General features: G+C 60.7%; 26 protein-coding genes and 1 other RNA gene. 12 read left to right on the top strand and 15 right to left on the bottom strand.

Annotated features, from left to right (window positions below; all coding sequences use genetic code 11):
• Window positions 1–71: 71 nt before the first annotated feature.
• A complete protein-coding gene (locus ACLBW8_RS08715) occupies window positions 72–1,049 on the bottom strand; it encodes an NADPH:quinone oxidoreductase family protein (RefSeq protein WP_053258585.1) in 978 nt (325 codons plus the stop codon).
• Between the two features lie 150 nt (window positions 1,050–1,199).
• On the opposite strand from ACLBW8_RS08715, the gene ACLBW8_RS08710 reads away from it, so the two are divergent.
• Window positions 1,200–1,607, top strand: a complete 408-nt coding sequence (locus tag ACLBW8_RS08710) for a flagellar basal body-associated protein FliL (RefSeq protein ID WP_064454648.1) — start codon at window positions 1,200–1,202, stop codon at window positions 1,605–1,607.
• A gap of 144 nt (window positions 1,608–1,751) precedes the next feature.
• On the opposite strand, the gene ACLBW8_RS08705 is transcribed toward ACLBW8_RS08710, so the two are convergent.
• The 4 genes from ACLBW8_RS08705 to ACLBW8_RS08690 form a co-directional block, all read right to left on the bottom strand.
• Window positions 1,752–2,870: an ABC transporter permease gene (locus tag ACLBW8_RS08705; RefSeq protein WP_407016366.1), complete on the bottom strand. Its 1,119-nt coding sequence runs from the start codon at window positions 2,868–2,870 to the stop codon at window positions 1,752–1,754.
• On the bottom strand, window positions 2,870–5,587 hold the full coding sequence (gene rbbA / locus ACLBW8_RS08700) for a ribosome-associated ATPase/putative transporter RbbA (RefSeq protein ID WP_447805167.1): 2,718 nt from the start codon (window positions 5,585–5,587) through the stop codon (window positions 2,870–2,872). The genes ACLBW8_RS08705 and rbbA overlap by 1 nt, the downstream gene beginning before the upstream one ends.
• Complete coding sequence (locus ACLBW8_RS08695; protein ID WP_064454645.1) at window positions 5,584–6,549, bottom strand: HlyD family secretion protein; 966 nt, start codon at window positions 6,547–6,549, stop codon at window positions 5,584–5,586. The genes rbbA and ACLBW8_RS08695 overlap by 4 nt, the downstream gene beginning before the upstream one ends.
• 69 nt (window positions 6,550–6,618) lie before the next feature.
• On the bottom strand, window positions 6,619–7,068 hold the full coding sequence (locus ACLBW8_RS08690) for an EVE domain-containing protein (RefSeq protein WP_064454644.1): 450 nt from the start codon (window positions 7,066–7,068) through the stop codon (window positions 6,619–6,621).
• A 194-nt stretch (window positions 7,069–7,262) separates the two neighbouring features.
• On the opposite strand from ACLBW8_RS08690, the gene ACLBW8_RS08685 reads away from it, so the two are divergent.
• Entirely contained in the window at window positions 7,263–7,412 is a 150-nt protein-coding gene (locus ACLBW8_RS08685) for a hypothetical protein (RefSeq protein WP_167353713.1), read from the top strand.
• Between the two features lie 7 nt (window positions 7,413–7,419).
• Here ACLBW8_RS08685 and ACLBW8_RS08680 read toward each other — a convergent pair whose 3' ends face one another.
• From ACLBW8_RS08680 to ACLBW8_RS08665, 4 genes are all read right to left on the bottom strand, one after another.
• A complete protein-coding gene (locus tag ACLBW8_RS08680; RefSeq protein ID WP_262668063.1) occupies window positions 7,420–8,049 on the bottom strand; it encodes a 5-formyltetrahydrofolate cyclo-ligase in 630 nt (209 codons plus the stop codon).
• A 58-nt stretch (window positions 8,050–8,107) separates the two neighbouring features.
• Window positions 8,108–8,286, bottom strand: a non-coding RNA gene (ssrS, locus tag ACLBW8_RS08675) — 6S RNA.
• Between the two features lie 30 nt (window positions 8,287–8,316).
• Window positions 8,317–8,634, bottom strand: a complete 318-nt coding sequence (locus ACLBW8_RS08670; protein ID WP_064454642.1) for a cell division protein ZapA — start codon at window positions 8,632–8,634, stop codon at window positions 8,317–8,319.
• Complete coding sequence (locus ACLBW8_RS08665; RefSeq protein WP_003177365.1) at window positions 8,631–8,840, bottom strand: TIGR02449 family protein; 210 nt, start codon at window positions 8,838–8,840, stop codon at window positions 8,631–8,633. The genes ACLBW8_RS08670 and ACLBW8_RS08665 overlap by 4 nt, the downstream gene beginning before the upstream one ends.
• A gap of 138 nt (window positions 8,841–8,978) precedes the next feature.
• On the opposite strand from ACLBW8_RS08665, the gene ACLBW8_RS08660 reads away from it, so the two are divergent.
• From ACLBW8_RS08660 to gcvH, 9 genes are all read left to right on the top strand, one after another.
• Window positions 8,979–9,536: a YecA/YgfB family protein gene (locus ACLBW8_RS08660; RefSeq protein ID WP_017135268.1), complete on the top strand. Its 558-nt coding sequence runs from the start codon at window positions 8,979–8,981 to the stop codon at window positions 9,534–9,536.
• A 20-nt stretch (window positions 9,537–9,556) separates the two neighbouring features.
• Complete coding sequence (gene pepP / locus ACLBW8_RS08655) at window positions 9,557–10,879, top strand: Xaa-Pro aminopeptidase (protein ID WP_064454640.1); 1,323 nt, start codon at window positions 9,557–9,559, stop codon at window positions 10,877–10,879.
• Window positions 10,876–12,063: a 2-octaprenyl-6-methoxyphenyl hydroxylase gene (gene ubiH, locus ACLBW8_RS08650; protein ID WP_221295871.1), complete on the top strand. Its 1,188-nt coding sequence runs from the start codon at window positions 10,876–10,878 to the stop codon at window positions 12,061–12,063. The genes pepP and ubiH overlap by 4 nt, the downstream gene beginning before the upstream one ends.
• Complete coding sequence (locus ACLBW8_RS08645) at window positions 12,056–12,541, top strand: DUF4442 domain-containing protein (RefSeq protein ID WP_221295870.1); 486 nt, start codon at window positions 12,056–12,058, stop codon at window positions 12,539–12,541. Before ubiH ends, ACLBW8_RS08645 begins: the two co-directional genes overlap by 8 nt.
• 9 nt (window positions 12,542–12,550) lie before the next feature.
• Window positions 12,551–13,768, top strand: a complete 1,218-nt coding sequence (locus ACLBW8_RS08640; protein WP_447805317.1) for a 2-octaprenyl-3-methyl-6-methoxy-1,4-benzoquinol hydroxylase — start codon at window positions 12,551–12,553, stop codon at window positions 13,766–13,768.
• Between the two features lie 160 nt (window positions 13,769–13,928).
• Window positions 13,929–14,933, top strand: coding sequence for an extracellular solute-binding protein (locus ACLBW8_RS08635; protein ID WP_064454636.1), 1,005 nt, complete (start codon window positions 13,929–13,931; stop codon window positions 14,931–14,933).
• Between the two features lie 161 nt (window positions 14,934–15,094).
• Entirely contained in the window at window positions 15,095–16,711 is a 1,617-nt protein-coding gene (locus ACLBW8_RS08630; RefSeq protein ID WP_447805166.1) for an ABC transporter permease, read from the top strand.
• Window positions 16,712–16,867: 156 nt separating this feature from the next.
• On the top strand, window positions 16,868–17,950 hold the full coding sequence (gene gcvT, locus ACLBW8_RS08625) for a glycine cleavage system aminomethyltransferase GcvT (protein WP_447805165.1): 1,083 nt from the start codon (window positions 16,868–16,870) through the stop codon (window positions 17,948–17,950).
• Window positions 17,951–18,002: 52 nt separating this feature from the next.
• Window positions 18,003–18,386, top strand: a complete 384-nt coding sequence (gcvH, locus tag ACLBW8_RS08620) for a glycine cleavage system protein GcvH (protein WP_447805164.1) — start codon at window positions 18,003–18,005, stop codon at window positions 18,384–18,386.
• Between the two features lie 145 nt (window positions 18,387–18,531).
• Here the strand turns inward: gcvH and ACLBW8_RS08615 are convergent, their stop codons facing one another.
• The 6 genes from ACLBW8_RS08615 to ACLBW8_RS08590 all read right to left on the bottom strand — a co-directional run bounded on the left by ACLBW8_RS08615 (window position 18,532) and on the right by ACLBW8_RS08590 (window position 23,788).
• The gene (locus tag ACLBW8_RS08615; RefSeq protein ID WP_064454632.1) at window positions 18,532–19,674 is read right to left on the bottom strand and encodes a DegT/DnrJ/EryC1/StrS family aminotransferase; all 1,143 of its coding nucleotides are present in this window, start codon (window positions 19,672–19,674) and stop codon (window positions 18,532–18,534) included.
• A gap of 162 nt (window positions 19,675–19,836) precedes the next feature.
• Entirely contained in the window at window positions 19,837–20,151 is a 315-nt protein-coding gene (locus ACLBW8_RS08610) for a DUF2388 domain-containing protein (RefSeq protein ID WP_064454631.1), read from the bottom strand.
• A 69-nt stretch (window positions 20,152–20,220) separates the two neighbouring features.
• Window positions 20,221–20,667: an NfeD family protein gene (locus ACLBW8_RS08605; protein WP_447805163.1), complete on the bottom strand. Its 447-nt coding sequence runs from the start codon at window positions 20,665–20,667 to the stop codon at window positions 20,221–20,223.
• Window positions 20,668–20,677: 10 nt separating this feature from the next.
• A complete protein-coding gene (locus ACLBW8_RS08600) occupies window positions 20,678–21,598 on the bottom strand; it encodes an SPFH domain-containing protein (protein WP_053258568.1) in 921 nt (306 codons plus the stop codon).
• 77 nt (window positions 21,599–21,675) lie between these two features.
• A complete protein-coding gene (locus ACLBW8_RS08595; RefSeq protein ID WP_447805162.1) occupies window positions 21,676–23,367 on the bottom strand; it encodes a GspE/PulE family protein in 1,692 nt (563 codons plus the stop codon).
• An 82-nt stretch (window positions 23,368–23,449) separates the two neighbouring features.
• Window positions 23,450–23,788 carry a hypothetical protein gene (locus tag ACLBW8_RS08590; protein ID WP_447805161.1) on the bottom strand — a complete coding sequence of 113 codons (339 nt, stop codon included), beginning with the start codon at window positions 23,786–23,788 and terminating at the stop codon, window positions 23,450–23,452.
• A 127-nt stretch (window positions 23,789–23,915) separates the two neighbouring features.
• On the opposite strand from ACLBW8_RS08590, the gene ACLBW8_RS08585 reads away from it, so the two are divergent.
• On the top strand, window positions 23,916–24,386 hold the full coding sequence (locus ACLBW8_RS08585) for an Lrp/AsnC family transcriptional regulator (RefSeq protein WP_003195279.1): 471 nt from the start codon (window positions 23,916–23,918) through the stop codon (window positions 24,384–24,386).
• The last annotated feature ends 86 nt before the right edge of the window (window positions 24,387–24,472 follow it).

The following is a 24,472-nucleotide window of genomic DNA, read 5'->3' as shown; positions in this document are numbered from 1 at the left end:
CTGCATTTGTTGGAGCTGACCCACCGCAATCGCAGGCAAGCCAGCTCCCACATTGACCGCGTTTCAAATCATTACCGGATCTGAACGACGACCTTGCCCACCGCCTTGCGCTGCCCCAGGTCGTTGATCGCGTGGGCAGCCTGTTCCAGCGGATACACCTGCGACACCAACGGCTTCAACTTGCCCTCGGCGTACCAGGTGAACAACTGCTGGAAGTTCGCCGCATTGTCCTGCGGCTGGCGCTGGGCGAACGAGCCCCAGAACACCCCGACCACGGACGCACCCTTGAGCAGCGCCAGGTTCACCGGCAGCTCGGGAATGCGCCCGCTGGCAAAGCCCACCACCAACAAACGGCCGTTCCAGGCGATACCACGAACAGCTTGGTCAAACAGATCGCCGCCTACCGGGTCGTAGATCACATCGACACCGTTGCCGTCGGTCAGGCGCTTGATTTCGTCCTTAAGGTTGGCTTCGCTGTAGTTGATCAACTCGTCCGCGCCGGCGGCCTTGGCTACGGCCAGTTTGTCTGCACTGCTGGCGGCGGCGATTACCCGGGCGCCCATGGCTTTACCGATTTCCACGGCAGCCAGGCCCACGCCACCCGAGGCACCGAGTACCAACAGGGTTTCGCCGGGTTGCAGGTTGGCCCTTTGTTTCAAGGCGTGCATCGAAGTGCCGTAGGTCATGCTGAAGGCCGCGGCGGTGTTGAAATCCATGCTCGGCGGGATCGGCAGCACGTTGTAGCCCGGCACGGCGACCTGCTCGGCAAAGCTGCCCCAGCCGGTCAGGGCCATGACCCGGTCGCCGACTTTCAAGTGGCTGACTTTTTCACCGACTTCACTGACCACGCCGGCCGCTTCGCCACCCGGCGAGAACGGGAAGGGCGGCTTGAACTGGTATTTGCCCTCGATGATCAGGGTGTCCGGGAAATTGACCCCGGCCGCGTGCACGTCCAACAGGATTTCGTTCTTCTTGATCGCCGGGCTGGCGATCTCTTCCAGCACCAGGGTTTCGGCGGGGCCGAAGGCTTTGCACAGCACAGCTTTCATCGGACTATTCCTTTTGGCGTCGTGGCCGATAAGTGTAGGAGGGTACGCCCGTGGGTCAACGAGCATGCCCAGGCCTGATAAGTCGCCATAAGCTTGTGCTCAGCCTTGCTAGCGTTATGCTACCGGGCAACCGAATTTGAGGAATGAACTGTGAAAGCGTGGATCCTGTTGATGCTCGCCCTGACCTTGCCGATGGCAGCCCAGGCCGAAGAAGCAAAAGAAGGCGAGGCGCCCAAGGTCAGCTATTACAGCCTGAACCCGCCCTTCGTGGGCAACTACGGCCTGGATGGCACAACGAAACTCAAGGTGTTCAAGGCCGACATCGCCTTGCGAGTGACTGGCCCCGAAGCCCTTGCCGCGGTCAAGGCCAACGAGCCATTGATTCGTAACCAGATGGTTGCGCTGTTCACCCAGCAGACCAACGAAGCCATGAGTACGGTCGAAGGCAAAGAAAAACTGCGCCAGGAAGCCTTGAAGCAAACCCAGCAAGTCATGAACGACGAAACCGGCAAGCCGGTGGTGGAAGACCTGTTGTTCAACAACTTGATCATCCAGTAACGGTTCCTTGTGGCGAGCGGGCTTGCCCCGCGTTGGGTGGCGAAGCCGCCCCAAAACCATACGCCTCGGTACACCTGAAACAATGTGGTGAATCTGGATGGGGCTGCTGCGCAGCCCCACGTGGGGCAAGCCCGCTCGCCACAGTTAAGAAGCCAGGCTTTTGCGAAACCTGGCCAACGCCACCGCAAAAAACACCAGGCCAATCGCCGCCAGCGCCAGCAAGTCCGGCCACACCACACTCACGCCCGCATCCCGGAACAGAATCGCTGCGCTCAGGCTCACAAAGTGCGTCGACGGCGAGCCCTGCATCACCCACTGTAGCCACTCGGGCATGCTGTCCAGCGGCGTGCTGCCACCGGACAGCAACAGCATTGGGATGATCACCGGAATTGCCAGCAAACCGAATTGCGGCGTCGAGCGAGCGAGGGTGGCGAGGAAGATCCCCAGTGCGGTACTCGCAAACAGATACAGCGCCGTCACAAACAGGAACAGGCTCATGGACCCGGCCAGCGGCACGCCGAGCAAGCCTTTGACCACCAGCTCCAGAGACAGCCAGGTGCACAGCACCACCACCAGCATGTTGCTCCAGATTTTCGCCAGCATGATTTCCAGTGCGGTCAGCGGCAGTACCAATAAATGATCAAGCGTGCCGTGCTCGCGCTCGCGCAGCAGCGCGGTGCCGGTCAGCACGATGGCCAGGATGGTGATGTTGTTGACGATCTGGATCACCGCCAGGAACCAGCCGCCTTCCAGGTTGGTGTTGAACAGCGCCCGGGTGGTCAGCAGCGCGGGTAACGTCTGACTGGCATTGGCCTGGCCGCTGTAGCTCAGCAGCTCACGTTGGAAAATCCTGCCGATGTAGCCTGCACCCATGAACGCCTGACTCATCGCCGTGGCATCGACGTTCACCTGCACGCCCGGTTGCCGCCCGGCCAACACATCGGCCTGGAAATTTGCCGGCACGTTGATCACGAAGGTGTACTCGCCGCTGTCCATGACCTTATCCAGTTGGTCATAGGCCAGCGGCGCGGGTGGTTGAAACTCCGGCGGTTGCAATGCTTCGGCCATCTGCCGGGACAGCGCGCTGTGGTCTTCATCGACAAAGGCCACGCTGGCGTTGTGCACGCCAATTACCGAGCCGGCGGCGGGCATATAGATCGCGACAGTAAAGGCGTAGGCCAGAAACAGCAGCAACACGCTGTCATGGCGCAGGCTGGTGAGTTCCTTGATACCCAGTCGCAGAATGTGAGCGAGCTTGTGCATCAGGCCTCCTGCTTCTTGAGCATGATCAAACTCAGCCCGGTGAACCCGACAAAAAACCCGAACAGCGCCAGGCACTGCGGCCACAACTGGCGTAGGTCGAGGGCCTTGGTAAAGGTGCCCACCGCGATATCCAGAAAGTGCCCGGCGGGAAACAACGTGCCCATCAGTGCGGCCGCGCCTTCCAGGGACGAGCGCGGCACGATCAGCCCGGAGAACTGGATGGTCGGCAGGCTGGTGATGATCATGGTGCCGAGGATCGCCGCAATTTGAGTGCGGGTGAACGCTGAGATCAGCAGGCCCATGCTCGTTGTGGCCAGCACATACAGCAGGCCGCCAAATGCCAGGGTCAACCCGCTGCCTTTAAACGGTACACCGAACAGCCAGCGGTTCATCGCCACCAGCAGCGCCAGGTTGACCAGGCTCACGGCCAGGTAGGGGGCCTGTTTGCCCAGCAGGAATTCCAGGCGGGTCAGGGGCGTGGCATAGAAGTTGGTGATCGAGCCCAGCTCTTTCTCGCGCACGATGCCCAGCGCGGTGAGCATCGCAGGGATAAACGCCAGGATCAGCGCCATCACGCCCGGGCCGATGGCATTCACGCTGACCACGTCCTGGTTGTAGCGAAAGCGCGTTTCGAGCTTGGCGGTGGCTGGGGCGTTCAAGGGCAGGCTGCTCAGCGCGGCCAGTTGCTGGAGGTTGCCCAGGTGCACGGCTTCCACATAGTTGCGGCTGGTCTCCGCGCGAAACGGCATGCCGCCGTCGAGCCACGCGGCTACCGTGGGTTGGCGACCGGCGTAGAGGTCGCGGCCAAAGCCGGGTGGGATTTCCAGCGCCAGTTTGATTTCAGAACGCTGCAGGCGACGGTGCAATTCATTGGCGTCGCTGATGGGCGCTTGTTCGGCGAAGTAGCGCGAACTGCGAAAGGCTTCCAGGTAGGCACGGCTCTGCGGGGTCTGGTCCTGGTCGTAGACGGCGAAGGCGAGGTTTTCCACGTCCAGGGAAATCCCGTAGCCGAAGATCACCATCATGAACATCGCCCCCAGCAGGGCGAAGGCCATGCGCACTTTGTCGCGCAACAGCTCCTTGCCTTCGCGGCCCGCCACGGCCAATAGCCGAGCCAGGCTGAAACCGTGTTTGCTGACGGGCGCTGCGCCGGTATCGCTGACGGTTGCGCTCGGCGCGGCAGGTTCCGGTTCGCCTTGTGCCTGCTCCAGGCAGGTGACGAACGCAGCTTCGAGGGTGTCGCCATGGAATTGCTTTTGCAGTGCGTCGGGCGTGTCGCAGGCGAGCACCTTGCCCGCGTGCATCAGGGAGATGCGGTCGCAGCGTTGGGCCTCGTTCATAAAGTGGGTGGACAGGAAGATCGTCACACCTTGTTCGCGGGACAGCTCGATCAGCAATCGCCAGAAATCATCCCGCGCTGCCGGGTCGACGCCCGAGGTGGGCTCATCGAGGATCAGCACTTCCGGGCGATGCAGCACCGCCACGGCCAATGACAGGCGCTGGCGCAGGCCCAACGGCAGCTCGCCGGACGGCTGCTCGGCTACGTCACTGAGGTCGACGCGCTTGATCAGCTCGTCGATCCGCGGGCCGGCATCAGCCTTGGGCAAGTCGAACAGTTGCGCGTGCAGCACCAGGTTCTGGCGCACGCTGAGTTCGCCGTACAACGAAAAACTTTGCGACATGAAACCCACGCGCTTGCGGGTCGCCAGGTCCTTGGCATTCACCGGGTTGCCGAGCAGCGTGGCGCTGCCTTCGGTGGCCGGCATCAGCCCGGTGAGGACTTTCATGGTGGTGGTCTTGCCGCAACCGTTAGAGCCCAGGAAGCCGAAAATCTCACCTCGGCCGATGGCGAAGCTGACTTTATCCACCGCGGTGAAATCACCAAAACGCAGCGTCAGGTCGTGGGCTTCGATGGCGATATCGGTATTGCCGCTGTTACGCGGCGGAATCACCAGCGGCTGATTGTTGTGGGCACTGTCGCCCTGGAAGTGGGTAAAGGCCTCATCCAGTTTGCCGCTGGGTGTCGCGGCCGCCAATTCGCTGCTGAGGCCGTCGGCGATCAGTTTGCCGCGATCCAGCATCAGGCAGTGTTCGAATTGCTCGGCTTCTTCCATGTAGACCGTGGCCACCAACAGCGTCAGCTGCGGGCGTTCGTGGCGTACGGTCTCGACCAACTCCCAAAAGCGTCGGCGCGACAGTGGGTCGACGCCGGTGGTGGGCTCGTCGAGGATCAGCAGGTCCGGGTCGTGGATCAGCGCGCAGCACAGGCCGAGTTTCTGCTTCATGCCACCGGACAGCTTGCCGGCCGGGCGCTCGGCGAAGCGCGCGAGGTCGGTGGCCAGCAGCAGGTTGTGCATGCGCTGCTCGCAATCGGCTTTTGACAAACCGAACAGTGTGGCGAAGAAACGGATGTTCTCGCTGATGGACAGTTCGGGGTACAGGTTGCCGCCCAGGCCTTGGGGCATGAAGGCGATGCGTGGGTACAGGCTGTTACGGTGGTGGCGGTCTTCGATAGAGCCACCGAGTACTTCCAGTTGCCCCGCCTGAAGCTTTTTAACCCCGGCGATCAGCCCCAGCAGGCTCGACTTGCCCGCGCCATCCGGGCCGATCAAGCCGCAGCGTATGCCGGCGGGCAGGCTGAAGGCGATATCGACGAGTGCCTGTTGCTTGCCGTAGCGGTGGTTGATCCCCGTGGCGTGCAGCGCCAGGTCGGTCATTGCAGGTTGGCCGGCCAGTCGATATCAGCCGTGCGCACGTAGCCGGCGCCGGGCATGCCCGGCTTGGCTTGCGGTACGGCGCTGGGTTGAGTCAGGCGCAGCTTGACGCGGAACACCAGCTTCTGACGCTCGTCGCGGGTCTCGACCTCCTTGGGCGTGAACTGCGATTTGTCGGCGACAAAGCTGATTTTCGCCGGCAGCGGTTGCTGGGGCAGGGCGTCGAGCAGGATGCGTGCGTCACTGCCGACGGTCAGGCGACCGGTGATGGACGCGGGCAGGTACAGGTTCATGTACTGATCATTGGGATCAATCAGCAACAAAACTCGGCCACCCGCGCCGAGCACTTCGCCAGGCTCGGCCAGGCGTAACTGGATGATGCCGTCGATGGGCGCACGCAGGCTGCTGTCGTCGATTTCGCTGGTGAGCTGAGCCACTTGAGCCTGGGCCGCGCCAATGGCGGCTTTCACCGCATTGACCTGAGCTTGCGCGGCAATCACGGCGGCGTTGCCGGTGTTCTGACGCGCTTGCTGCTGGTCGATCAACTGGCTGCTGGCGAAGCCGCGCTTATACAGTTCCTGGGTGCGCCTGAGTTCCTGGCTGGCCAGCAGTTGTTCACTCTGGCGCAGCTGCACGTTGGCTTCGGCGGCGGCGAAGTTTTCCTTGGCGCGCAGTACTTCGGCTTCGGCCTGGGCGCGCTGGGCTTCGAGGGTGCGGGTGTCCATGCGCGCCAGCAATTGGCCTTTGAGCACCTTGTCGCCTTCGTCCACGCGCACTTCGGCCAGGCGCCCGGGGATCTTGGCGGCGATCTGCACTTCGGTGGATTCCAGGCGACCATTGCCCATGCTCAAGCCTTCTGGCAGGCGGTCTTGGGTGGATCGCCAGTAACCGAAGCCGCCGGCACCCAGCAACAGGGCGATCAGGGCAATAGCGAAAAGGCGCGACATATGGCGGTTCGTAGACATGGCTGCATCCTGCGGCATTAGCGTCCCAGTGTGACCGGTTTACCCCGGGAGGGTGTTGATATCGGTCAGTTAAAGCAAATTGAGGATTGTGGCCCACTGCTCAGGCGTGACCGCCATGACCGAAAGCCGGCTGCCCTTTTGCACCAGCGGCAGTTCGGCGAGGGCGGTTTGCTGTTTCAGGTAACCCAGGCCCAGCACCTTGGGGAAGGTTTTAACGTGTGCCACGTTGATCGCGCTCCACGGGTTTTTCTCCGGGCTGGCCTTTGCATCGAAATAGTGGCTGTCCGGTTCCAGGGCAGTGGGGTCGGGGTAGGCCGCTTCGATGATTTTGCCGATGCCGGCAATGCCGGGCTCGGGGCAGCTGGAGTGGTAGAAGAAAAACTCATCACCGACCGCCATGGCTCGCAGGAAGTTGCGCGCCTGGTAGTTGCGAACCCCGTCCCAGCGGGCTTCGCCGAGCTTTTCCAGGCCGTTGATGGAGAGTTCGTCGGGCTCGGATTTCATCAGCCAGTAGGCCATTTTTGGGCTCCTGAAAAAGGCGTTGGATAAGTTGTCAGGCAATTCCATGACAAACCGACAGTCGGTTGGCGTCAAGGTTTGCGTGTTGGTTCGCGTTACCGCAGAATGCCCGCTTTTAAGCTTGACGCAGCTGCAACGGACTACTTTGGAACGTTGTTGTCATCGTGTACGAGGTGCCTGAAGGGGGGCAATCGATGCAACGTAAACCGGATTTACTATGGATTTTGGTTATTTTGTTTGGTCTGGGCGTCGTGACCACCGGGTATGCCCAGAGCTTGTGGTCGAACAAGACCGATGCACCCATTGAACTGGCTCAGCAGCAGCCGCAACCGTTCAAGCGTTAACACTTTTTCAAGGCGTCGCTGACTCCAGCGACGTTTCTGCGACATACCACTGCTTATCGGTGACGGTGCCCGCCAGTGGCACGTCCCAGCTTGCCTGCGCCAGGCGCTCGACTTTCTGACATTCATGGGCCAGCCCCAGCAGCGTCGGCTTGCGCCAGCTTTGGCGCCTGGCGAGGTAGGCCAGGCTGCGGTCATAAAACCCGCCGCCCATGCCCAGGCGCCCACCCACATCATCGAACCCCACCAGCGGCAGCAGCACGAGATCGAGTGCCCATACCGGGCGCTGGCGATTGGCATTCACGCGCGGCTCAAGAATGCGAAAGCGATTGGGCAACAACTTATCCCCAGGCCGCACACGCTGGAACACCATCTTGGTTCGCGGCCAGGCACTGAGCACCGGCAGGTAAGTGGCCTTGCCCCGGCGCTGAGCGGCGCGCAGCAGCAAGCGCGGATCGATTTCGCCGTCCGTCGGTAGATACAAAGAGATATGTCTGGCCCGGCGAAACAGCGGTTGCTGTGCCAGTTGCCGATACAAGCCTTGGGCTGCCTTACGCTGTTCGCTCGGCGTCAGCTCGCGGCGGGCCTTGCGCAACATGCGTCGAAGTTGCGGGCGGGAAAGCGGCGCAGGTTCGGTCATGGTTTTTCGGCTCATAAAACAATGCCAGTCCTGGGACTGGCATTGAGTTTGGGAATTCAGGCTCCCCGACAGAGCCGCTGTCGACTTAGCCCTTGAACCCGAAAGTTCAAGGTGGAAGATGCAGTAGGCTTTAAGGCTTTCCGTCTAGCGGACATGCACACCAGCCCAACGTGCAACTTCCAGGGTAGTGCGAATCGGCTCAGGGACATCGCCGACTGGCAAACACGCCAGGGAGTGGGGCGAGTATACCTTAAACAGACTTGGCAATCAGCCCTTGGGTGCGTCTGAATCGGTGGAAAGCACCAGATCCACGCGTTCCAGCAGGTCACGCACTTGCTCGCGGGTTGAGCCGTTGGCCTGAACGTCAGGCCGTTCCTGCTTATGCAGCAGATCGTGGGTAATGTTCAGCGCAGCCATCACGGCGATGCGGTCGGCACCGATGACTTTGCCGCTGCTGCGGATTTCACGCATTTTGCCGTCCAGGTAGCGGGCAGCACTTACCAGGTTGCTGCGTTCTTCCTGGGGGCAGATGATCGAATATTCTTTGTCGAGGATCTGCACGGTAACGCTATTGCTTGAACTCATGAGTCTTGCTCCAGGGCCTTCAGGCGCGAAATCATCGATTCGACCTTACGCCGGGCGATTTCGTTTTTTTCAATGAGGTGAGCGCGTTCCTCGCGCCAGGTCTTTTCCTGAGCTAATAGGAGTCCGTTTTGACTCTTAAGTTGCTCGACCCGATCAATTAGCAGCTCGAGTCTGGCCATCAGCGCTTGCAGGTCGGTGTCTTCCATTGGGTTCCACTGGATTTGTCTGATGAATGGCAACTGCAGGATAAACGATCTGACGCCCTCGATAGTCTTGGTACGTCTGCCGGTGCTAGGATACAGCGCTTCATTCTAGACATTGCGCCGTCTGGCGCCTAGCTCACCATGCCTATTCAGAACTCCCCGTACGACGCTTTTTCCAAACTGCTGAGCTCCAGCGGTCATCCTTGCTCGCCTGCCGAACTGCACGGCGTGTTGTTGGGCCGCAGCTGCACGGGTGTTGGCTTCGATGCCGACAACTGGCTGGCTGATGTGGCCGAGCTGCTGGAAACCGAACCGACCGAGAACGTGCGTAACGCGCTGATCGGCCTGCAAGAGATGGTCAAGGGCGAGCTGACCGGTGATGACGTCACCGTAGTCCTGCTGTTGCCGACCGACGACGCGCCACTCACCGAACGCGCTGCGGCGCTGGGCCAATGGTGCCAGGGTTTCCTCCACGGCTTCGGCGTGAACGCCGGCGGCCTGGAACTGAGCACCGATGCCAAGGAAGTGTTGCAAGACTTGGCGGCCATCTCCCAGGTGCAAGATGCCCTGGAAGAGTCCGAAGACGGCGAAGGCGACTACATGGAAGTGATGGAATACCTGCGCGTCGCGCCGCTGCTGCTGTTCACCGAGACCAAAAAATCCGCTGAGCCCGCTGCACCCAAGCCTTCGCTGCATTAAGAAAGGAAGCCCATCTGCCCATGATCCATATCCCGAAAGCGGAATACACCCGTCGCCGCAAGGCGCTCATGGCGCAGATGGAACCCAACAGCATCGCGATTCTGCCGGCCGCTGCCGTGGCAATTCGCAATCGTGATGTCGAGCACGTCTACCGCCAGGACAGCGACTTCCAGTACCTGAGCGGTTTTCCCGAGCCCGAAGCGGTGATCGTGCTGATGCCCGGTCGCCAGCATGGCGAGTACGTGCTGTTCTGCCGCGAACGCAACGCCGAACGCGAATTGTGGGACGGCCTGCGCGCCGGCACCGAAGGCGCGATCCGTGACTTTGGCGCCGACGATGCATTCCCCATCACCGACATCGACGACATTCTGCCCGGCCTGATCGAAGGCCGTGACCGGGTGTACTCGGCCATGGGCAGCAACGCCGAGTTCGACCGGCATGTGATGGAGTGGATCAACGTGATCCGCTCTAAAGCGCACCTGGGCGCCCAGCCGCCGAACGAATTTGTTGCCCTGGATCATCTGCTCCACGACATGCGCCTGTATAAATCGGCGGCAGAAGTGAAAGTGATGCGCGAGGCCGCGCGAATTTCCTGTGCGGCCCACGTGAAGGCCATGCAGGCCAGCCGCGCGGGGTTGTATGAATTCAGCCTGGAAGCCGAGCTGGATTACGAATTTCGCAAGGGCGGCGCGAAAATGCCGGCCTATGGCTCCATCGTCGCCGCCGGGCGCAACAGCTGCATCCTGCATTACCAGCAGAATGACGCGGTGCTCAAGGACGGCGACCTGGTGCTGATCGATGCCGGTTGCGAGATTGACTGCTACGCCAGCGACATCACCCGTACCTGGCCGGTCAACGGCAGGTTTTCGCCCGAGCAAAAAGCGATTTACGAGATTGTGCTGGCGTCCCAGGAAGCTGCCTTTGCCGAAATTGCGCCGAACAAACACTGGAACCAGGCCCATGAGGCGACGGTAAAAGTCATCACTGCCGGGCTGGTGAAGCTGGGTCTGTTGCAGGGCGATGTCGACGAGTTGATCGCCAGCGAAGCCTACCGTGCGTTTTATATGCACCGCGCCGGCCACTGGCTGGGCATGGATGTCCACGATGTGGGCGAGTACAAAGTCGGCGGCGAATGGCGGGTGCTGGAAGTCGGCATGGCGTTGACCGTGGAACCCGGCATTTATATTTCGCCGGACAACCAGAACGTAGCAAAGAAATGGCGTGGCATTGGCGTGCGCATCGAGGACGACGTGGTGGTGACCAAGCAAGGCTGTGAAATTCTGACCGGCGGCGTGCCCAAGACGGTTGTCGAGATCGAAGCGCTGATGGCTGCTGCCCGATGAGCCGGGTCAACCTGGCGATTATCGGCGGAGGCCTGGTGGGTGCGAGCCTGGCGCTGGCGTTGCAGGCGGGCGCCAAGGCGCGTGGTTGGAACATCGTGCTGATCGAACCCTTTGCGCCGGGTGACAATTACCAGCCGAGCTACGATGCGCGTTCTTCGGCGTTGTCTTACGGCGCTCGTCAGATTTATCAGCGGTTAGGCCTGTGGCAGGCCATCTCCCGCCGCGCCGAGCCGATCAAGCAGATTCATGTGTCGGACCGTGGGCGCTTCTCCACTGCGCGGTTATCCGCGATGGAGGAAGGCGTGCCTGCCCTCGGTTACGTGGTGGAAAACGCCTGGCTCGGCCAATGCCTGTGGCAAGGTTTGGACAAAGAAGTGGTGAGCTGGCGTTGCCCGGCGGAAGTCACGCGCATGGAGCCGCTGCCCGACGGCTATCGCCTGACCCTCAATGATGAAACCGTGTTGGAGTGCGACCTTGCGGTGTTGGCCGATGGTGGCCGCTCCGGTTTGCGCGAGCAATTAGGCATCGGTGTAAAAACACGCCCGTACAACCAGAGTGCGCTGATCGCCAACATCACCCCAAGCGAGGCACACAACGGCGAAGCCTTTGAGCGCTTCACCGATGAAGGCCCGATGGCCTTGCTGCCGCTGCCGGACAATCGTTGCGCGCTGGTCTGGACGCGCATCGGCATGGACGCCCAGCGCCTGGCCAACCTTGATGAGCGCAGTTTCTTGAGCGAACTGCAGGGCGTGTTCGGCTACCGCCTGGGTACCCTGAAGCAAGTGGGCGCTCGTCATTTGTATCCGCTGACCCTGGTGGAAGCGGAAGAACAAGTACGCTCCCACCTGGCGGTCCTCGGCAATGCGGCCCACAGCCTGCACCCGATTGCCGGGCAGGGGTTCAACCTGTCCCTGCGCGATGCGACTGCCTTGGCCGAAGCCTTGCTGGCCGGGCCGGCGGTGCCGGGTGACCTGGCGACGTTGCAAGGTTATCGCGAGCGCCAGCGCCTGGATCAGAAGCTTACGGTGGGTTTCTCCGATCAAGTCACGCGCCTGTTTGGCAGCGCTCAACCCTTGGTAGCCATGGGCCGTAATATGGGCCTGCTGGGCTTGGACCTGCTGCCGCCGGCCAAACGCTGGTTCGCCCGTCAGGCCATGGGCTTGGGTACGCGCCCCGATGCGTAAGTGGTTGATCGAACGCTTGGGTAAAGCGCGGCTATTGCGTTGGGTCATGACCCTTTATCCGCCCTATCTGGGGGCGGGGATAAGCGTGCAGCACATGAGCGCCGACTTTCGTCACGTCAAAGTTCGCATGGGCCTGGGCTGGTACAACCGTAATTACGTCGGCACGCAATTTGGCGGCAGCCTGTATTCCATGGTCGACCCGTTCTACATGTTGCTGTTGATGGAGAACCTGGGTCGCGACTACATCGTCTGGGACAAGGCCGCGAGTATCGATTTCATCTCGCCGGGCAAAGGCCCGGTGTATGCCGAGTTTTCCATCGACGAGGCCTTGCTGGACGAGATTCGCCGACAGACCGAAGGGGGTGAGAAGTACTTGCCCCAGCTTCAGGTGCAGATTCATGACGGCTCCGGCACCTTGGTGGCGCGGGTCGACAAAACCCTTTACGTGCGGCGCAAGCCGCCAGCGAGACAGGCTTAAAGCATGGACATGCGCGCAGATGTGCTGATTGTCGGGGCCGGAATGGTCGGGAGCGCCTTGGCGCTGGCGTTGCAGGGCAGTGGCCTGCAAGTGCTGCTGCTCGATGGCAGCCCGCTGAGCGTCAAGCCGTTCGACCGTGAGGCGGCCTTCGAGCCCCGCGTGAGCGCCTTGTCGGGCGCCAGCCAGCGCATCCTCGAGCGCTTGGGCGTGTGGGACGGCATCGTGTCGCGGCGCGCCAGCCCTTACGGTGAGATGCAGGTGTGGGACGGCAGCGGCACTGGGCACATCCACTTTTCGGCGGCCAGCGTGCATGCCGAAGTGCTGGGGCATATCGTCGAGAACCGTGTGGTTCAGGACGCGTTGCTTGATCGCCTGCACGATTGCGACCTGGGCTTGCTGGCCAATGCGCGCCTGGAGCAGATGCGTCGCTCCGGTGATGACTGGCTGCTGACGTTGGCCGATGGCCGCAAATTGCGTGCACCGCTGGTGGTTGCCGCCGACGGCGCCCACTCCGCCGTGCGCCGCCTGACCGGCACCGCGACGCGTGAATGGGATTACCTGCATAACGCCATCGTCACCAGCGTGCGCAGCAGCCAGACTCACCAGCGTACGGCTTGGCAACGTTTTACCGATACCGGCCCGCTGGCATTTTTGCCGCTGGTGCGCGACGGGCAAGAAGATTGGTGCTCAATCGTCTGGTCGACCACACCAGCTGAATCCGAACGCCTGATGGCGCTGGATGACGACAGCTTCTGCCGTGAACTGGAGCGCGCCTTTGAAGGGCGGCTCGGCACGGTGATCAGCGCCGACCCGCGTGTGTGCGTGCCGCTGCGCCAACGTCACGCCAAACGTTATGTGTCTGAAGGCCTGGCGCTGATCGGCGATGCGGCGCACGTGATCCACCCGTTGGCGGGGCAGGGCGTGAACCTGGGGTTTCTCGATGCAGCGGTGCTGGCCGAAGTGTTGTTGGCCGCTACCGAGCGCGGCGAGCGCCTGGCCGATGTGAAGGTGCTGAGCCGCTACGAGCGTCGACGCATGCCGCATAACCTGGCGTTGATGGCGGCGATGGAAGGCTTTGAGCGGTTGTTCCAGGCCGATCAATTGCCTTTACGCTGGCTGCGCAACGCCGGGTTGAAAATGGTCGACCAGATGCCCGAAGCCAAAGCGGTTTTTGTACGTCAGGCCCTGGGGTTGACGGGAGATCTGCCGGACCTGGCCAAGCCCTGACTTGAAATGCGTCCCTCTGTGGGAGCTGGGCTTGCCCGCGATGAGGCCATCAGCGCTCGCGCAAATCCGGCTGTGCAACATCTGGTAACTCCTCCGTCGAGCGCTACCAAATGTGAGTCCTTATCATTTGCCCTCTTTTTGCAAATGAGAGACCGCACCCATGTTGGCACCCAAGCGCCTCCTGACTGCCCTGGCACTCACCCTTATCGGCAGCACCACCGTGCAGGCAGCCGACGAAGTCGTGGTCTACTCCTCGCGCATCGACGAACTGATCAAGCCGGTGTTCGACGCCTACACCCAGAAAACCGGGGTGCAGGTGAAGTTCATCACCGACAAGGAAGCCCCGCTGATGCAGCGGATCAAGGCCGAAGGCGAAAACGCCACGGCTGACCTGCTGCTGACCGTCGACGCCGGCAACCTCTGGCAGGCCGAGCAGATGGGCATCCTGCAGCCGTTCACCTCTGAAGTGATCAATAAGAACATTCCCCTGCAATACCGCGCTTCCAGCCACGCGTGGACGGGTCTTAGCCTGCGCGCGCGGACCATCGCCTATTCCACTGACCGGGTAAAACCGGGCGACTTGACCACTTACGAAGCCCTGGCCGACAAGCAGTGGGAAGGTCGACTGTGCCTGCGCACCGCAAAAAAGGTCTACAACCAGTCGCTGACTGCCACCCTGATCGAAACCCATGGCGCGGCCAGGACCGAAGAAATCGTCAAGGGCTGGGTCAGCAACCTGTCCACCGACGTGTTCTCCGATGACATCGCAGTGCTTGAAGCCATCAACGCCGGGCAGTGCGACGTGGGTATCGTCAACACCTACTACTATGGCCGCCTGCACAAGCAGAAGCCGGACCTGGCGGTGAAGCTGTTCTGGCCGAACCAGGGCGACCGTGGCGTGCATGTGAACCTGTCGGGCATTGGCCTGACCAAGCATGCGCCGCACCCGGAGGCTGCCAAGGCCCTGGTGGAGTGGATGACCACGGCTGAGGCGCAGAAGATTTTTGCCGATGTGAACCAGGAGTTCCCGGCTAACCCTGCCGTGCCGCCGTCAGCGGAAGTGGCGACCTGGGGCAAGTTCATCGCCGATACCTTGCCGGTGGAAGTGGCGGGCAAGCGCCAGGCTGAGGCCATTCGCTTGATGGACCGCGCTGGCTGGAACTAAATTTTTAGAACGCGGCCGATCAAAATGTGGGAGCGGGCTTGCTCGCGAATGCGTCGTGTCAGTCGATACATGTGTGACTGATACACCGCCTTCGCGAGCAAGCCCGCTCCCACATTGGTTGGTGGTGTTTTCAAGACAACTGACACTCTGAGAGTTTTTCCTTGGCCCACCCCGCCCAACGCCGCTGGTACCTGCCGGTCTTCACCGTCGCCGCTCTGGTACTGCTGCCGCTGAGCGTGCTGTTGCTGTCCTGGCAAAGCATCGACACGCAGATCTGGTCGCACTTGTGGGAAACCCAGATGCCACGCCTGCTGGGCAACACGCTGACCCTGGTGCTGGGCGTCGGCGTTGGTGTGACGCTGCTCGGCGTGAGCCTGGCCTGGCTGACCAGCCTCTGCGAATTTCCCGGGCGGCGCTGGCTCGACTGGGCCCTGATGCTGCCTTTCGCTATTCCTGCCTACGTGCTGGCCTTTGTGTTTGTCGGCCTGCTCGATTTCGCAGGGCCGGTCCAAACCCTGCTGCGCGAATGGTTGGGCAGCGGTCTACGCCTGCCGCGCGTGCGTTCCACTGGCGGTGTGATCATCGTGTTGGTGCTGGTGTTCTACCCCTACGTCTATCTTCTGGCGCGCACCGCGTTTTTGGCTCAGGGCAAAGGCTTGATGGAGGCGGCGCGAGTGCTCGGCCAATCGCCCTGGCAAGCGTTCTGGCGCGTGGCGCTGCCCATGGCACGTCCGGCGATTGGCGCTGGCGTAGCGTTGGCGTTGATGGAGACCCTGGCAGATTTCGGCGCAGTCTCGGTATTCAACTTCGACACCTTTACCACCGCCATCTACAAGACGTGGTACGGCTTTTTCAGCCTTTCCAGCGCCGCCCAACTCGCCAGCCTGTTGCTGCTGGTGGTAATGCTGGTGCTCTACGGCGAACGACGTGCCCGAGGTGCCAGCCGCGCAGGCAATGAGCGGCCACGCGGCAAGGCGCTGTATCACCTGCGCGGGTTCAAGGCCGCAGCTGCCAGTGGTTGGTGTGGTTTGGTGTTTGTCTGTGCCTTTGTTATCCCGATGCTGCAACTGGTCGCCTGGTTCTGGCAGCGCGGTCGGTTCGATCTGGATGAGCGTTATACCGGCTTGATCGTTCACACCCTTTACCTGGGCGGCATCGCGGCCCTGATCACGGTCAGCGTTGCGTTGATATTGGCCTTTGCCAACCGTCTGGCGCCGACGCGCGCGATTCGCTCCGGAATCAGCCTGGCCAATGTCGGCTATGCCTTGCCGGGCTCGGTGCTGGCGGTGTCGATCATGCTGGCGTTCAGCTACCTGGACCGTGAGCTGGTAGTGCCGTTGTCAGGTTGGCTCGGCGGCGCTGGCAAGCCTTTGTTGCTTGGCAGCCTGTCGGCGCTGGTCCTGGCGTATCTGGTGCGTTTTCTGGCGGTGGCCTACGGGCCGCTGGAAAACAGCCTGGCGCGAATCCGGCCGTCTTTACCGGAAGCGGCGCGCAGCCTCGGCGTAAGTGGGCCACGACTGTTTTGCAAAGTGTATCTGCCGCTATTGCTGCCGGGGACATTGAGTGCAGCGCTGCTGGTGTTCGTCGATGTGCTCAAGGAAATGCCTGCGACCCTGCTGATGCGCCCGTTTGGCTGGGACACCCTGGCGGTACGGATCTTTGAAATGACCAGTGAAGGGGAATGGGCGCGGGCGTCGTTGCCGGCACTGACACTGGTGTTGGTGGGCCTGTTGCCGGTGATCGGCTTGATCCGACGCTCTGCACGACAAATCGGTTAGGTGCCAGTCCTACGGCTTGCGGCTACAATGCGCGGCATTCGGTGCGCTCCGTCTTTCGGGGCGAGTCGCTAAATGTCGCTGCAGGCCTGGTAATACAAGGTGTTCAGCGCACATGGCAACTCTGCGCATCTTCGCCAAGCCCGGAAGGAGAAACCCATGGGACAGCGTACGCCTCTGTATGACCTGCATCTCGCCCTCGGCGCGAAAATGGTCGATTTTGGCGGTTGGGATATGCCTCTGCATTACGGCTCGCAAGTTGAAGAGCACCATCAGGTGCGACGCGACTGCGGGGTGTTCGATGTATCTCATATGACCGTGATTGATGTCGCAGGCCTTCAGGCCAAGGAATGGCTCCAGCACCTGCTGGCCAATGATGTCGATCGTTTGCATGGCTGCGGCCGTGCGCTTTACAGCGCCATGCTCAATGAGCGGGGCGGCGTGGTGGACGACATGATCGTCTACCGCACCGAGACGGGCTACCGGCTGGTGGTCAACGCCGCCACCCGTGACCAGGATATGGCCTGGATGCAGGCACAGTTGGGCAACTACTCGGTGCAACTGCATGAGCGGTCCGAGTTGGCGATGCTTGCCATTCAAGGGCCGCATGCCCGGCAGAAAATCGCCGAGTTGGTCACCCAGTCTCGCGGCACGCTGATCCATCAGCTCAAGCCGTTTGAAGGCCAGGTCGACGGCGATTGGTTTATCGCCCGCACGGGTTACACCGGTGAGGATGGCCTGGAAATCGTCCTGCCTGCCGCCCAGGCACCGGGTTTTTTCAACGATCTGGTCGGTGCCGGTATTTCACCCATTGGCCTTGGCGCCCGCGATACCCTGCGCCTGGAAGCCGGCATGAATCTGTATGGCCAGGATATTCACCAAGATGTTTCGCCCCTGGCGGCCAATATGGCCTGGAGTATTGCCTGGGAGCCTGTCGATCGCCAATTCATCGGCCGTGCCGCCCTCGAGGCGGAAAAGGCAGGCGGAGTGCGATTCAAATTGGTCGGGCTGGTGCTGGAGGAGCGTGGGGTTTTACGTGCTCACCAAGTGGTTCGTATCGCCAATGTTGGCGAAGGAGAGATCACCAGTGGTAGTTTCTCTCCTACGCTGAGCAAATCCATTGCGCTGGCGCGTGTGCCGACGGCCACTGCCGATCGGGCCGAAGTGGAAATCCGCGGTAAGTGGTACCCGGTTCGAGTGGTCAAACCGACCTTCGTGCGCCATGGCAAAACCTTGATCTAACTATTTCCGGCAGGCCAAAGGCCGCTGACATTTAATCTTGAGGACACAGACTATGAGCGATATCCCTGCCGACCTGCGTTTTGCCAAAAGTCACGAATGGGCCCGTCTGGAAGCTGACGGCACCGTGACCGTCGGGATCTCCGATCATGCCCAGGAAGCGTTGGGTGATGTGGTGTTCGTTGAGCTGGCGGAAGTTGGCGCCCTGTTTGACGCTGAAGGCCAGGCTGGCGTGGTTGAGTCGGTGAAGGCTGCTTCGGATATCTACGCCCCGGTGGCTGGCGAAGTGATTGCCGTGAACGAGGAACTGAGTGGCAGCCCTGAGCTGTTGAACTCCGACCCTTACGGCGCCTGGATCTTCAAGCTTAAGCCAAGCAACCCGGCTGATCTGGAAAAACTGCTGGATGCCGCCGGCTACAAAGCCGCCATCGGCGAGTAAACGCGAGCAGTTGGAACAGCACAAATCAATGTGGGAGCTGGCTTGCCTGCGATGCAGACGCCTCGGTGTAGCGGTTACACCGTGGTGATGCCATCGCAGGCAAGCCAGCTCCCACAGTTGATTGCGGATAGCTGGCAGTTTGTTTTCAGCTCGCTTTCAGTACCGCTTTAACCGCAGCGACCGACCGCTCCACGTCCGCTTCTGTCATCGCCGTGAACATCGGCAACGACACGATCAAACGCCCAACACGCTCCGACACCGGGAACATGCCTTCCTTGAACCCCTGCGCCCGATAAAGGCTCAGCAGGTGGATCGGCGGGTAATGATAGCCAATGCCGACGCCGTGGGCCTGCATTTGCTCCATGAAGGTCGCGCGCGCGGGCAGGCCATCCTGACGCTCCGGCAGTACCAGCTGGAACAGGTGCCAGTTGCTGTTTTCGAAATCCGCCGGCGGAAGTTGCGCGCCGTATGTCTCTTCAAAGTCACTGCCGAAGCACTTGAAGTAGTGCCGTGCCAGGTTCTGGCGATGGGCAGTGATCTTCTCGATATGGGCAAACTGCCCCAGGCCGATGGCTGCGGCAATGTCGGTCATGTTGAACTTGCCGCCCAACACATCTACGTCCAGGCCGTCGAAGCCGGTACGGGTAACGCCCTGCAGGCGATATTTTTCTGCCAGGCGTGCTTCCTCGGCGTTGTTCAACACCAGGCAACCCCCTTCGGAAGACGTGATGTTCTTGTTCGCCTGGAAGCTGAACGACACGAAGTCGCCCGTAGCGCCGATACGCTTGCCATTCCAGCTGGAACCCAACGCCTGGGCGGCGTCTTCGACGATACGCAGGTTGTACTTGTTGGCCAGTGCATACAGCATCGGCATATCCAGGGGCAGGCCCGCCAGGTACACCGGGATGATCGCCTTGGTACGTGGGGTGATCGCTGCTTCCACCTGGGCCAGGTCGATATTGCGGGTGACCGGGTCGATATCGGCAAATACCGGCGTGGCACCCACTTCCAGAATGACGTTGGCGGTGGCGACCCAGGAGATCGGAGTGGTGATGACTTCATCCCCAGGGCCGATCCCGGCGATGCGCAGGGCAATCTCCATGGTGCAGGTGCCGGAGTTGAAGGTGCGTACCGGACGGCCGCCAAAGTATTCCGACAGTTGTGCTTCGAACGCCTGCACTTTTGGCCCGCTGGTGATCCAGCCTGAGCGCAGTACGTCGCCGACCGCCGAGATGGTGGCTTCATCAATGGTAGGTTTGGAAAACGGCAGAAAGGGCTGTTGGCTCATAACGACGAAGGCATCCGTTTCAGATAGGCGATAAGTAATAGACGTATCAGTACCGCATAGTTGCACGGTTCGACTGAATATAGCCTGTCATGCGTGAATGAATCGTCATGTTACGGACAAAAAAATGCCGCTTGGGAAAGCGGCATTCTTTATAGGGCGCTGTTACTCGGTCACAGCGTTTTTCGCGAGGATAGCGTTGGCCAAATCCATATCGGTGGCCTTGAGGCCAGGGTTGTCAGCGCGAACTTTTTGCATGGCGGCTTCCAGATACGGGCCGCGGATGCCGCCGTCGCTGGCAACAAAGCTGCCTGCGTCGTCTTGGGCGGCGACCACCAGCTTGTGGTCCTTGAAGGTCAGGTACGTCGAGCCGGTAGTGGCGCCCGATGAGATGACGTTGCGCCAGAAACTGTCGGCCATGGCTGAACCGACAGGAAGGGAAAGCACAGCGAGGGTTGCGACAGCATATTTGAGACGCATGATGGGTGACTCCGACTGGGTTATCTGAACAGTTTGATTGTAGTTAGCCCAACCGAGTTCCATCACTGACTAAACAGTTTCGACCTGTAAAACCACGCCTTCCTGACCAATGACACGTACTTGAGCGCCTACGGGGCTTTCCGGGCCAGTCACCATCCACACGCCATCGCCGACTTTTATCTTGCCCCGGCCATCGACGATCGCCTGATGCACCAAAAATGTGCGACCGATCAACTCCGAGCCGCGCATGTTCAGCCCCGGCTGGTCGCTGACCTTGGCGCTGCTGCGCTGGCGTTTCCACCAATACACGGCTGTCAGGATCGACAAGACAGCGAATAGCAGCAGCTGCCACTCCAGCCCAAGCGGTGGGACCAGAAACTTGATCACGCCTACGGCAGCGGCGGCAATCCCCATCCACAGCAGGTAGCCACCCGCGCCGAATACTTCAAGAATCAACAGCACTGTACCCAGTGCCAACCAATCCCAGAACGACAGATGCTGCAGGAAATCCCACATGGCGACTGCCTCAGCCTTTCTTGTTGTCGAAGGTTGCCTTGACGATTTCGCCGATGCCACCGACTGCGCCAATCACCTGGCTGGCTTCCAACGGCATCAGGATGACTTTGCTGTTGTTGGCCGAAGCCAGCTTGCCCAAGGCATCGATGTATTTTTGCGCAACGAAGTAGTTAACCGCCTGCACGTTCCCCGAAGCGATTGCCTCGGAAACCACTTGTGTGGCGCGGGCTTCGGCTTCGGCCTGACGCTCGCGGGCTTCGGACTCCAGGAAAGCCGCCTGACGGCTACCCTCGGCCTCAAGGATCTGCGCCTGCTTCTTGCCTTCGGCAGTCAGGATCGCCGATGCGCGCAGGCCTTCGGCCTCCAGAATCTGCGCACGCTTGATCCGCTCGGCTTTCATCTGGCCGGACATGGCGGCCATCAGGTCGGCAGGCGGGCTGATGTCCTTGATCTCGATCCGGGTGATCTTGATGCCCCACGGTGCCGTGGCTTCATCCACGGTACGCAGCAGTTTCTCGTTGATGCCGTCACGCTGGCTCAACATCGCATCCAGTTCCATGGAGCCGAGCACGGTGCGGATATTGGTTTGCAGCAAGTTACGGATAGCATGCTCGAGGTTGTTGACCTCGTAGGCGGCCTGGGCCGTGTTGACCACCTGGAAGAAGCACACGGCGTCGATCTGCACGGTGGCGTTATCGGCGGTGATGACTTCCTGGGGCGGGATATCCAGCACGCTTTCCATCACGTTCATCTTGCGACCAATACGGTCCATGATCGGAATGATGATGTTGAGGCCGGGTTTGAGGGTGTTGGTGTAGCGACCGAAGCGCTCGACGGTCCATTGGTAGCCCTGTGGCACCACTTTAAAACCCATGAACAGGATGGCCACGGCCAAACCCACGAATAGAAGCAGTACGGTTCCGATCTGCATAGCGATTCCCTATCTGATGGTGTCAGTGAAACGATGTGCGACCGAGTGTAACGGTCTGGTCACGGATAAGGACGGTTTCACGGCGCAACAGCCCATTCATTTGTATCTGAATCCCCAGGCGTTACCCGCAATACTTCTGCCAGGGTTGTCAGCCCTGCGTTCACTTTATCGATACCGGCCATTCGCAGGCTGCGCATGCCTTGCCCGAGTGATGCACGGCGTAGAGCCTGCACATCGGCGCCGGGGGTGATCAGCGCCTTGAGCGTCTCGTCCATCACCATGATTTCGTAGAGCCCGGCTCGGCCTCGATAACCGCTGTCACGACACTCCCCGCAGCCGGTAGCTTCGTGGACAGGTTCCTGCGTATTCACCGCGCGTTTACAGTGAGGGCACAAAAGCCTTACCAAACGCTGTGCCATCACCCCTATCAGCGTAGCTTTGATCAAATAATGAGCAATACCCAGTTCCTGCAAACGACTGACGGCGCTGGGAGCATCGTTGGTGTGGAGGGTCGATAGCACCAGATGCCCGGTCAGTGCGGCCTGGATCGCCATCTCTGCCGTTTCCTGGTCGCGAATCTCACCGATCATGATGATGTCCGGGTCTTGGCGCAGCAGTGCGCGGATACCGCTGGCGAAGGTCAGGTCGATGTTGTGTTGCACTTGCATCTGGTTGAAGGCGGGCTCAATCATTTCGATCGGATCTTCCACCGTGCACAGGTTGACCTCGCGGGTCGCCAGTTGCTTGAGCGTGGTGTAGAGGGTACTGGTCTTGCCAGAGCCGGTAGGCCCGGTAACCAGGATGATGCCGTTGGCCTGACGGGTCATGGCGTGCCAACGTTGTTGATCCTCGACGGATAAACCCAGCTGGTCAAAAGCCTTGATCAGCACCTGTGGGTCGAAAATACGCATCACCAGTTTTTCGCCAAACGCGGTCGGCAGGGTTGAAAGGCGCAGTTCCACCTCGACGCCCTCCGGGCTTTTGGTCTTGACCCGGCCGTCCTGGGGTTTGCGCTTCTGCGCGACATTCATCCGGCCCAGGCTTTTCAGGCGGCTGACCAACGCCATCGTGACCTGAGGCGGAAATTGATACACGTCGTGCAACAGCCCATCGATGCGAAAACGCACCCGGCCCTGGTCGCGACAAGGTTCGATATGGATATCGCTGGCCCGTTGGCCGAAGGCGTACTGCAACAGCCAGTCGACGATATTGACGATATGCGCGTCATTGGCATCTGGCTCCTGCTCGCTGGCGCCGAGGTTGAGCAGTTCGAAATTGCCGGCCACCGCTACCTTTTGATCAGCGCCGCTGACGGACTGGGCCAGCCGGTAGAACTCGCCAATGCAGCGTTGAATGTCCTTGGGGTTGGCGACCACGCGCTTGATCGAGCGTTTCAGCACCTGCGCCAGCCCAGCTTCCCATCCGCTGACATGGGGCTGGGCGCTGGCGACGGTGACGGTTTGCGCATCCACGGCCACCGCAAGGATCGCGTGGCGCTGCGCGAAGGCGTGGGACATCAAGGGCACTACCGTCGCCACGTCGATCTTGAGCGGGTCTATGCGCAAATAAGGCTGCCCGACATGCCGGGCCAGCCATTGGGTCAGTGTTTCCAGGCAAAGTCCTTCAGCTGCGATGCATTCAAGAGGGTGCAGTGAGGAAGGCGTCGTCGATAACCTGTGCGCCACATCCGCTGTAATCAGCTGTTGCTCGACCAATGCGGGCAGCAATTGATGCAGTTCCAATCGGTGATCGTGCAAGGCAGCGGGCATGGACATTTCCTGGGCAGTGTCGGGCGTAATTCCAGGCTAGCCAGTCTCTGAACATCCACCTCCCAGTGTGTATTGCAGGCTTTTACAGACTGGCTGCCGTCACCGCCTGAGGCCGCAGGGAGTCGGCCCGCCACACTTCCAGCGAGCACACGCTGATCAGGTTTCTAATCTTTTCACCGATCACCTGGGCGCGATGCCAGCTCAAACCGTCCATCACGATGTCAATGCTCAGCAGGTCGTCTTCCCGGTTCACATTGACCTGGTGCGGCGTCAGGAACTGCAATGCGAAGTAGTTGAGCACCCGGCACAGCACATCCGGTTCGGCCTCGGCGACGATCTGATAATGCGCCTGGCAATGGGCGCTGTTGACGGCCCACGCATCGACGCGGGCAGTGGGCGGTGTGGTTTCGACGACGTGCATGCTGACTCTCCAGATTCGACTGGAGAAATTTTTACATTCGCTACGGGAGATTTCTTATCTAAGATGGAGCTGATTTGCGGTTTATTGAATAAATTAATTCGAGATAAGCGTGATAACAGGTATTTCTATGCACAGTGAGTTGGACGCCTACGACCGCCGTATCCTGGCCCTGTTGCAAGAGGACGCTTCACTGTCCAGCGCGCAGATCGCCGAGCAGGTGGGCCTGTCGCAGTCGCCGTGCTGGCGGCGTATTCAACGGCTCAAGGAAGAAGGCGTGATTCGCGGGCAGGTGACGCTGCTCGACCGCAAGAAGATCGGTCTCAACACGCAGATTTTTGCCGAGGTAAAACTCAACGCCCACGGCCGATCCAACTTCACAGAGTTCACCGAAGCGATTCGTGGGTTTCCGGAAGTGTTGGAGTGTTACGTGCTGATGGGGGCGGTGGATTTTCTGCTGCGCATCGTCACCTCTGACATCGAGGCGTACGAGCGGTTTTTCTTCGAGAAGCTGTCGATGGTGCCGGGGATTCAGGAGGTCAACTCGATCGTGGCTTTATCCGAGATCAAGTCCACTACCAGCCTGCCTGTATTGCGCTGACCGTGTGGGAGAGGGCTTGCTCGCGAATGCGGCGTGTCAGCCACCAAGAAGTTGACTGATCCACCGCTTTCGCGAGCAAGCCCGCT

It is taken from the genome of Pseudomonas sp. M5A4_2d (genome assembly GCF_053345295.1).
Note: the sequence above shows the minus strand (reverse complement) of the source record. Positions and strands in the feature narration are given on the sequence as shown.

Coding starts and splice junctions, on each gene's coding strand:
- ACLBW8_RS08715 (WP_053258585.1), bottom strand. CDS start 1,049: ATGAAAGCTGTGCTGTGCAAAGCCTTCGGCCCCGCCGAAACCCTGGTG.
- ACLBW8_RS08705 (WP_407016366.1), bottom strand. CDS start 2,870: ATGCACAAGCTCGCTCACATTCTGCGACTGGGTATCAAGGAACTCACC.
- rbbA (WP_447805167.1), bottom strand. CDS start 5,587: ATGACCGACCTGGCGCTGCACGCCACGGGGATCAACCACCGCTACGGC.
- ACLBW8_RS08695 (WP_064454645.1), bottom strand. CDS start 6,549: ATGTCTACGAACCGCCATATGTCGCGCCTTTTCGCTATTGCCCTGATC.
- ACLBW8_RS08690 (WP_064454644.1), bottom strand. CDS start 7,068: ATGGCCTACTGGCTGATGAAATCCGAGCCCGACGAACTCTCCATCAAC.
- ACLBW8_RS08685 (WP_167353713.1), top strand. CDS start 7,263: ATGCAACGTAAACCGGATTTACTATGGATTTTGGTTATTTTGTTTGGT.
- ACLBW8_RS08680 (WP_262668063.1), bottom strand. CDS start 8,049: ATGACCGAACCTGCGCCGCTTTCCCGCCCGCAACTTCGACGCATGTTG.
- ACLBW8_RS08670 (WP_064454642.1), bottom strand. CDS start 8,634: ATGAGTTCAAGCAATAGCGTTACCGTGCAGATCCTCGACAAAGAATAT.
- ACLBW8_RS08665 (WP_003177365.1), bottom strand. CDS start 8,840: ATGGAAGACACCGACCTGCAAGCGCTGATGGCCAGACTCGAGCTGCTA.
- ACLBW8_RS08660 (WP_017135268.1), top strand. CDS start 8,979: ATGCCTATTCAGAACTCCCCGTACGACGCTTTTTCCAAACTGCTGAGC.
- pepP (WP_064454640.1), top strand. CDS start 9,557: ATGATCCATATCCCGAAAGCGGAATACACCCGTCGCCGCAAGGCGCTC.
- ubiH (WP_221295871.1), top strand. CDS start 10,876: ATGAGCCGGGTCAACCTGGCGATTATCGGCGGAGGCCTGGTGGGTGCG.
- ACLBW8_RS08645 (WP_221295870.1), top strand. CDS start 12,056: ATGCGTAAGTGGTTGATCGAACGCTTGGGTAAAGCGCGGCTATTGCGT.
- ACLBW8_RS08640 (WP_447805317.1), top strand. CDS start 12,551: ATGCGCGCAGATGTGCTGATTGTCGGGGCCGGAATGGTCGGGAGCGCC.
- ACLBW8_RS08635 (WP_064454636.1), top strand. CDS start 13,929: ATGTTGGCACCCAAGCGCCTCCTGACTGCCCTGGCACTCACCCTTATC.
- gcvT (WP_447805165.1), top strand. CDS start 16,868: ATGGGACAGCGTACGCCTCTGTATGACCTGCATCTCGCCCTCGGCGCG.
- gcvH (WP_447805164.1), top strand. CDS start 18,003: ATGAGCGATATCCCTGCCGACCTGCGTTTTGCCAAAAGTCACGAATGG.
- ACLBW8_RS08615 (WP_064454632.1), bottom strand. CDS start 19,674: ATGAGCCAACAGCCCTTTCTGCCGTTTTCCAAACCTACCATTGATGAA.
- ACLBW8_RS08610 (WP_064454631.1), bottom strand. CDS start 20,151: ATGCGTCTCAAATATGCTGTCGCAACCCTCGCTGTGCTTTCCCTTCCT.
- ACLBW8_RS08605 (WP_447805163.1), bottom strand. CDS start 20,667: ATGTGGGATTTCCTGCAGCATCTGTCGTTCTGGGATTGGTTGGCACTG.
- ACLBW8_RS08600 (WP_053258568.1), bottom strand. CDS start 21,598: ATGCAGATCGGAACCGTACTGCTTCTATTCGTGGGTTTGGCCGTGGCC.
- ACLBW8_RS08595 (WP_447805162.1), bottom strand. CDS start 23,367: ATGCCCGCTGCCTTGCACGATCACCGATTGGAACTGCATCAATTGCTG.
- ACLBW8_RS08590 (WP_447805161.1), bottom strand. CDS start 23,788: ATGCACGTCGTCGAAACCACACCGCCCACTGCCCGCGTCGATGCGTGG.
- ACLBW8_RS08585 (WP_003195279.1), top strand. CDS start 23,916: ATGCACAGTGAGTTGGACGCCTACGACCGCCGTATCCTGGCCCTGTTG.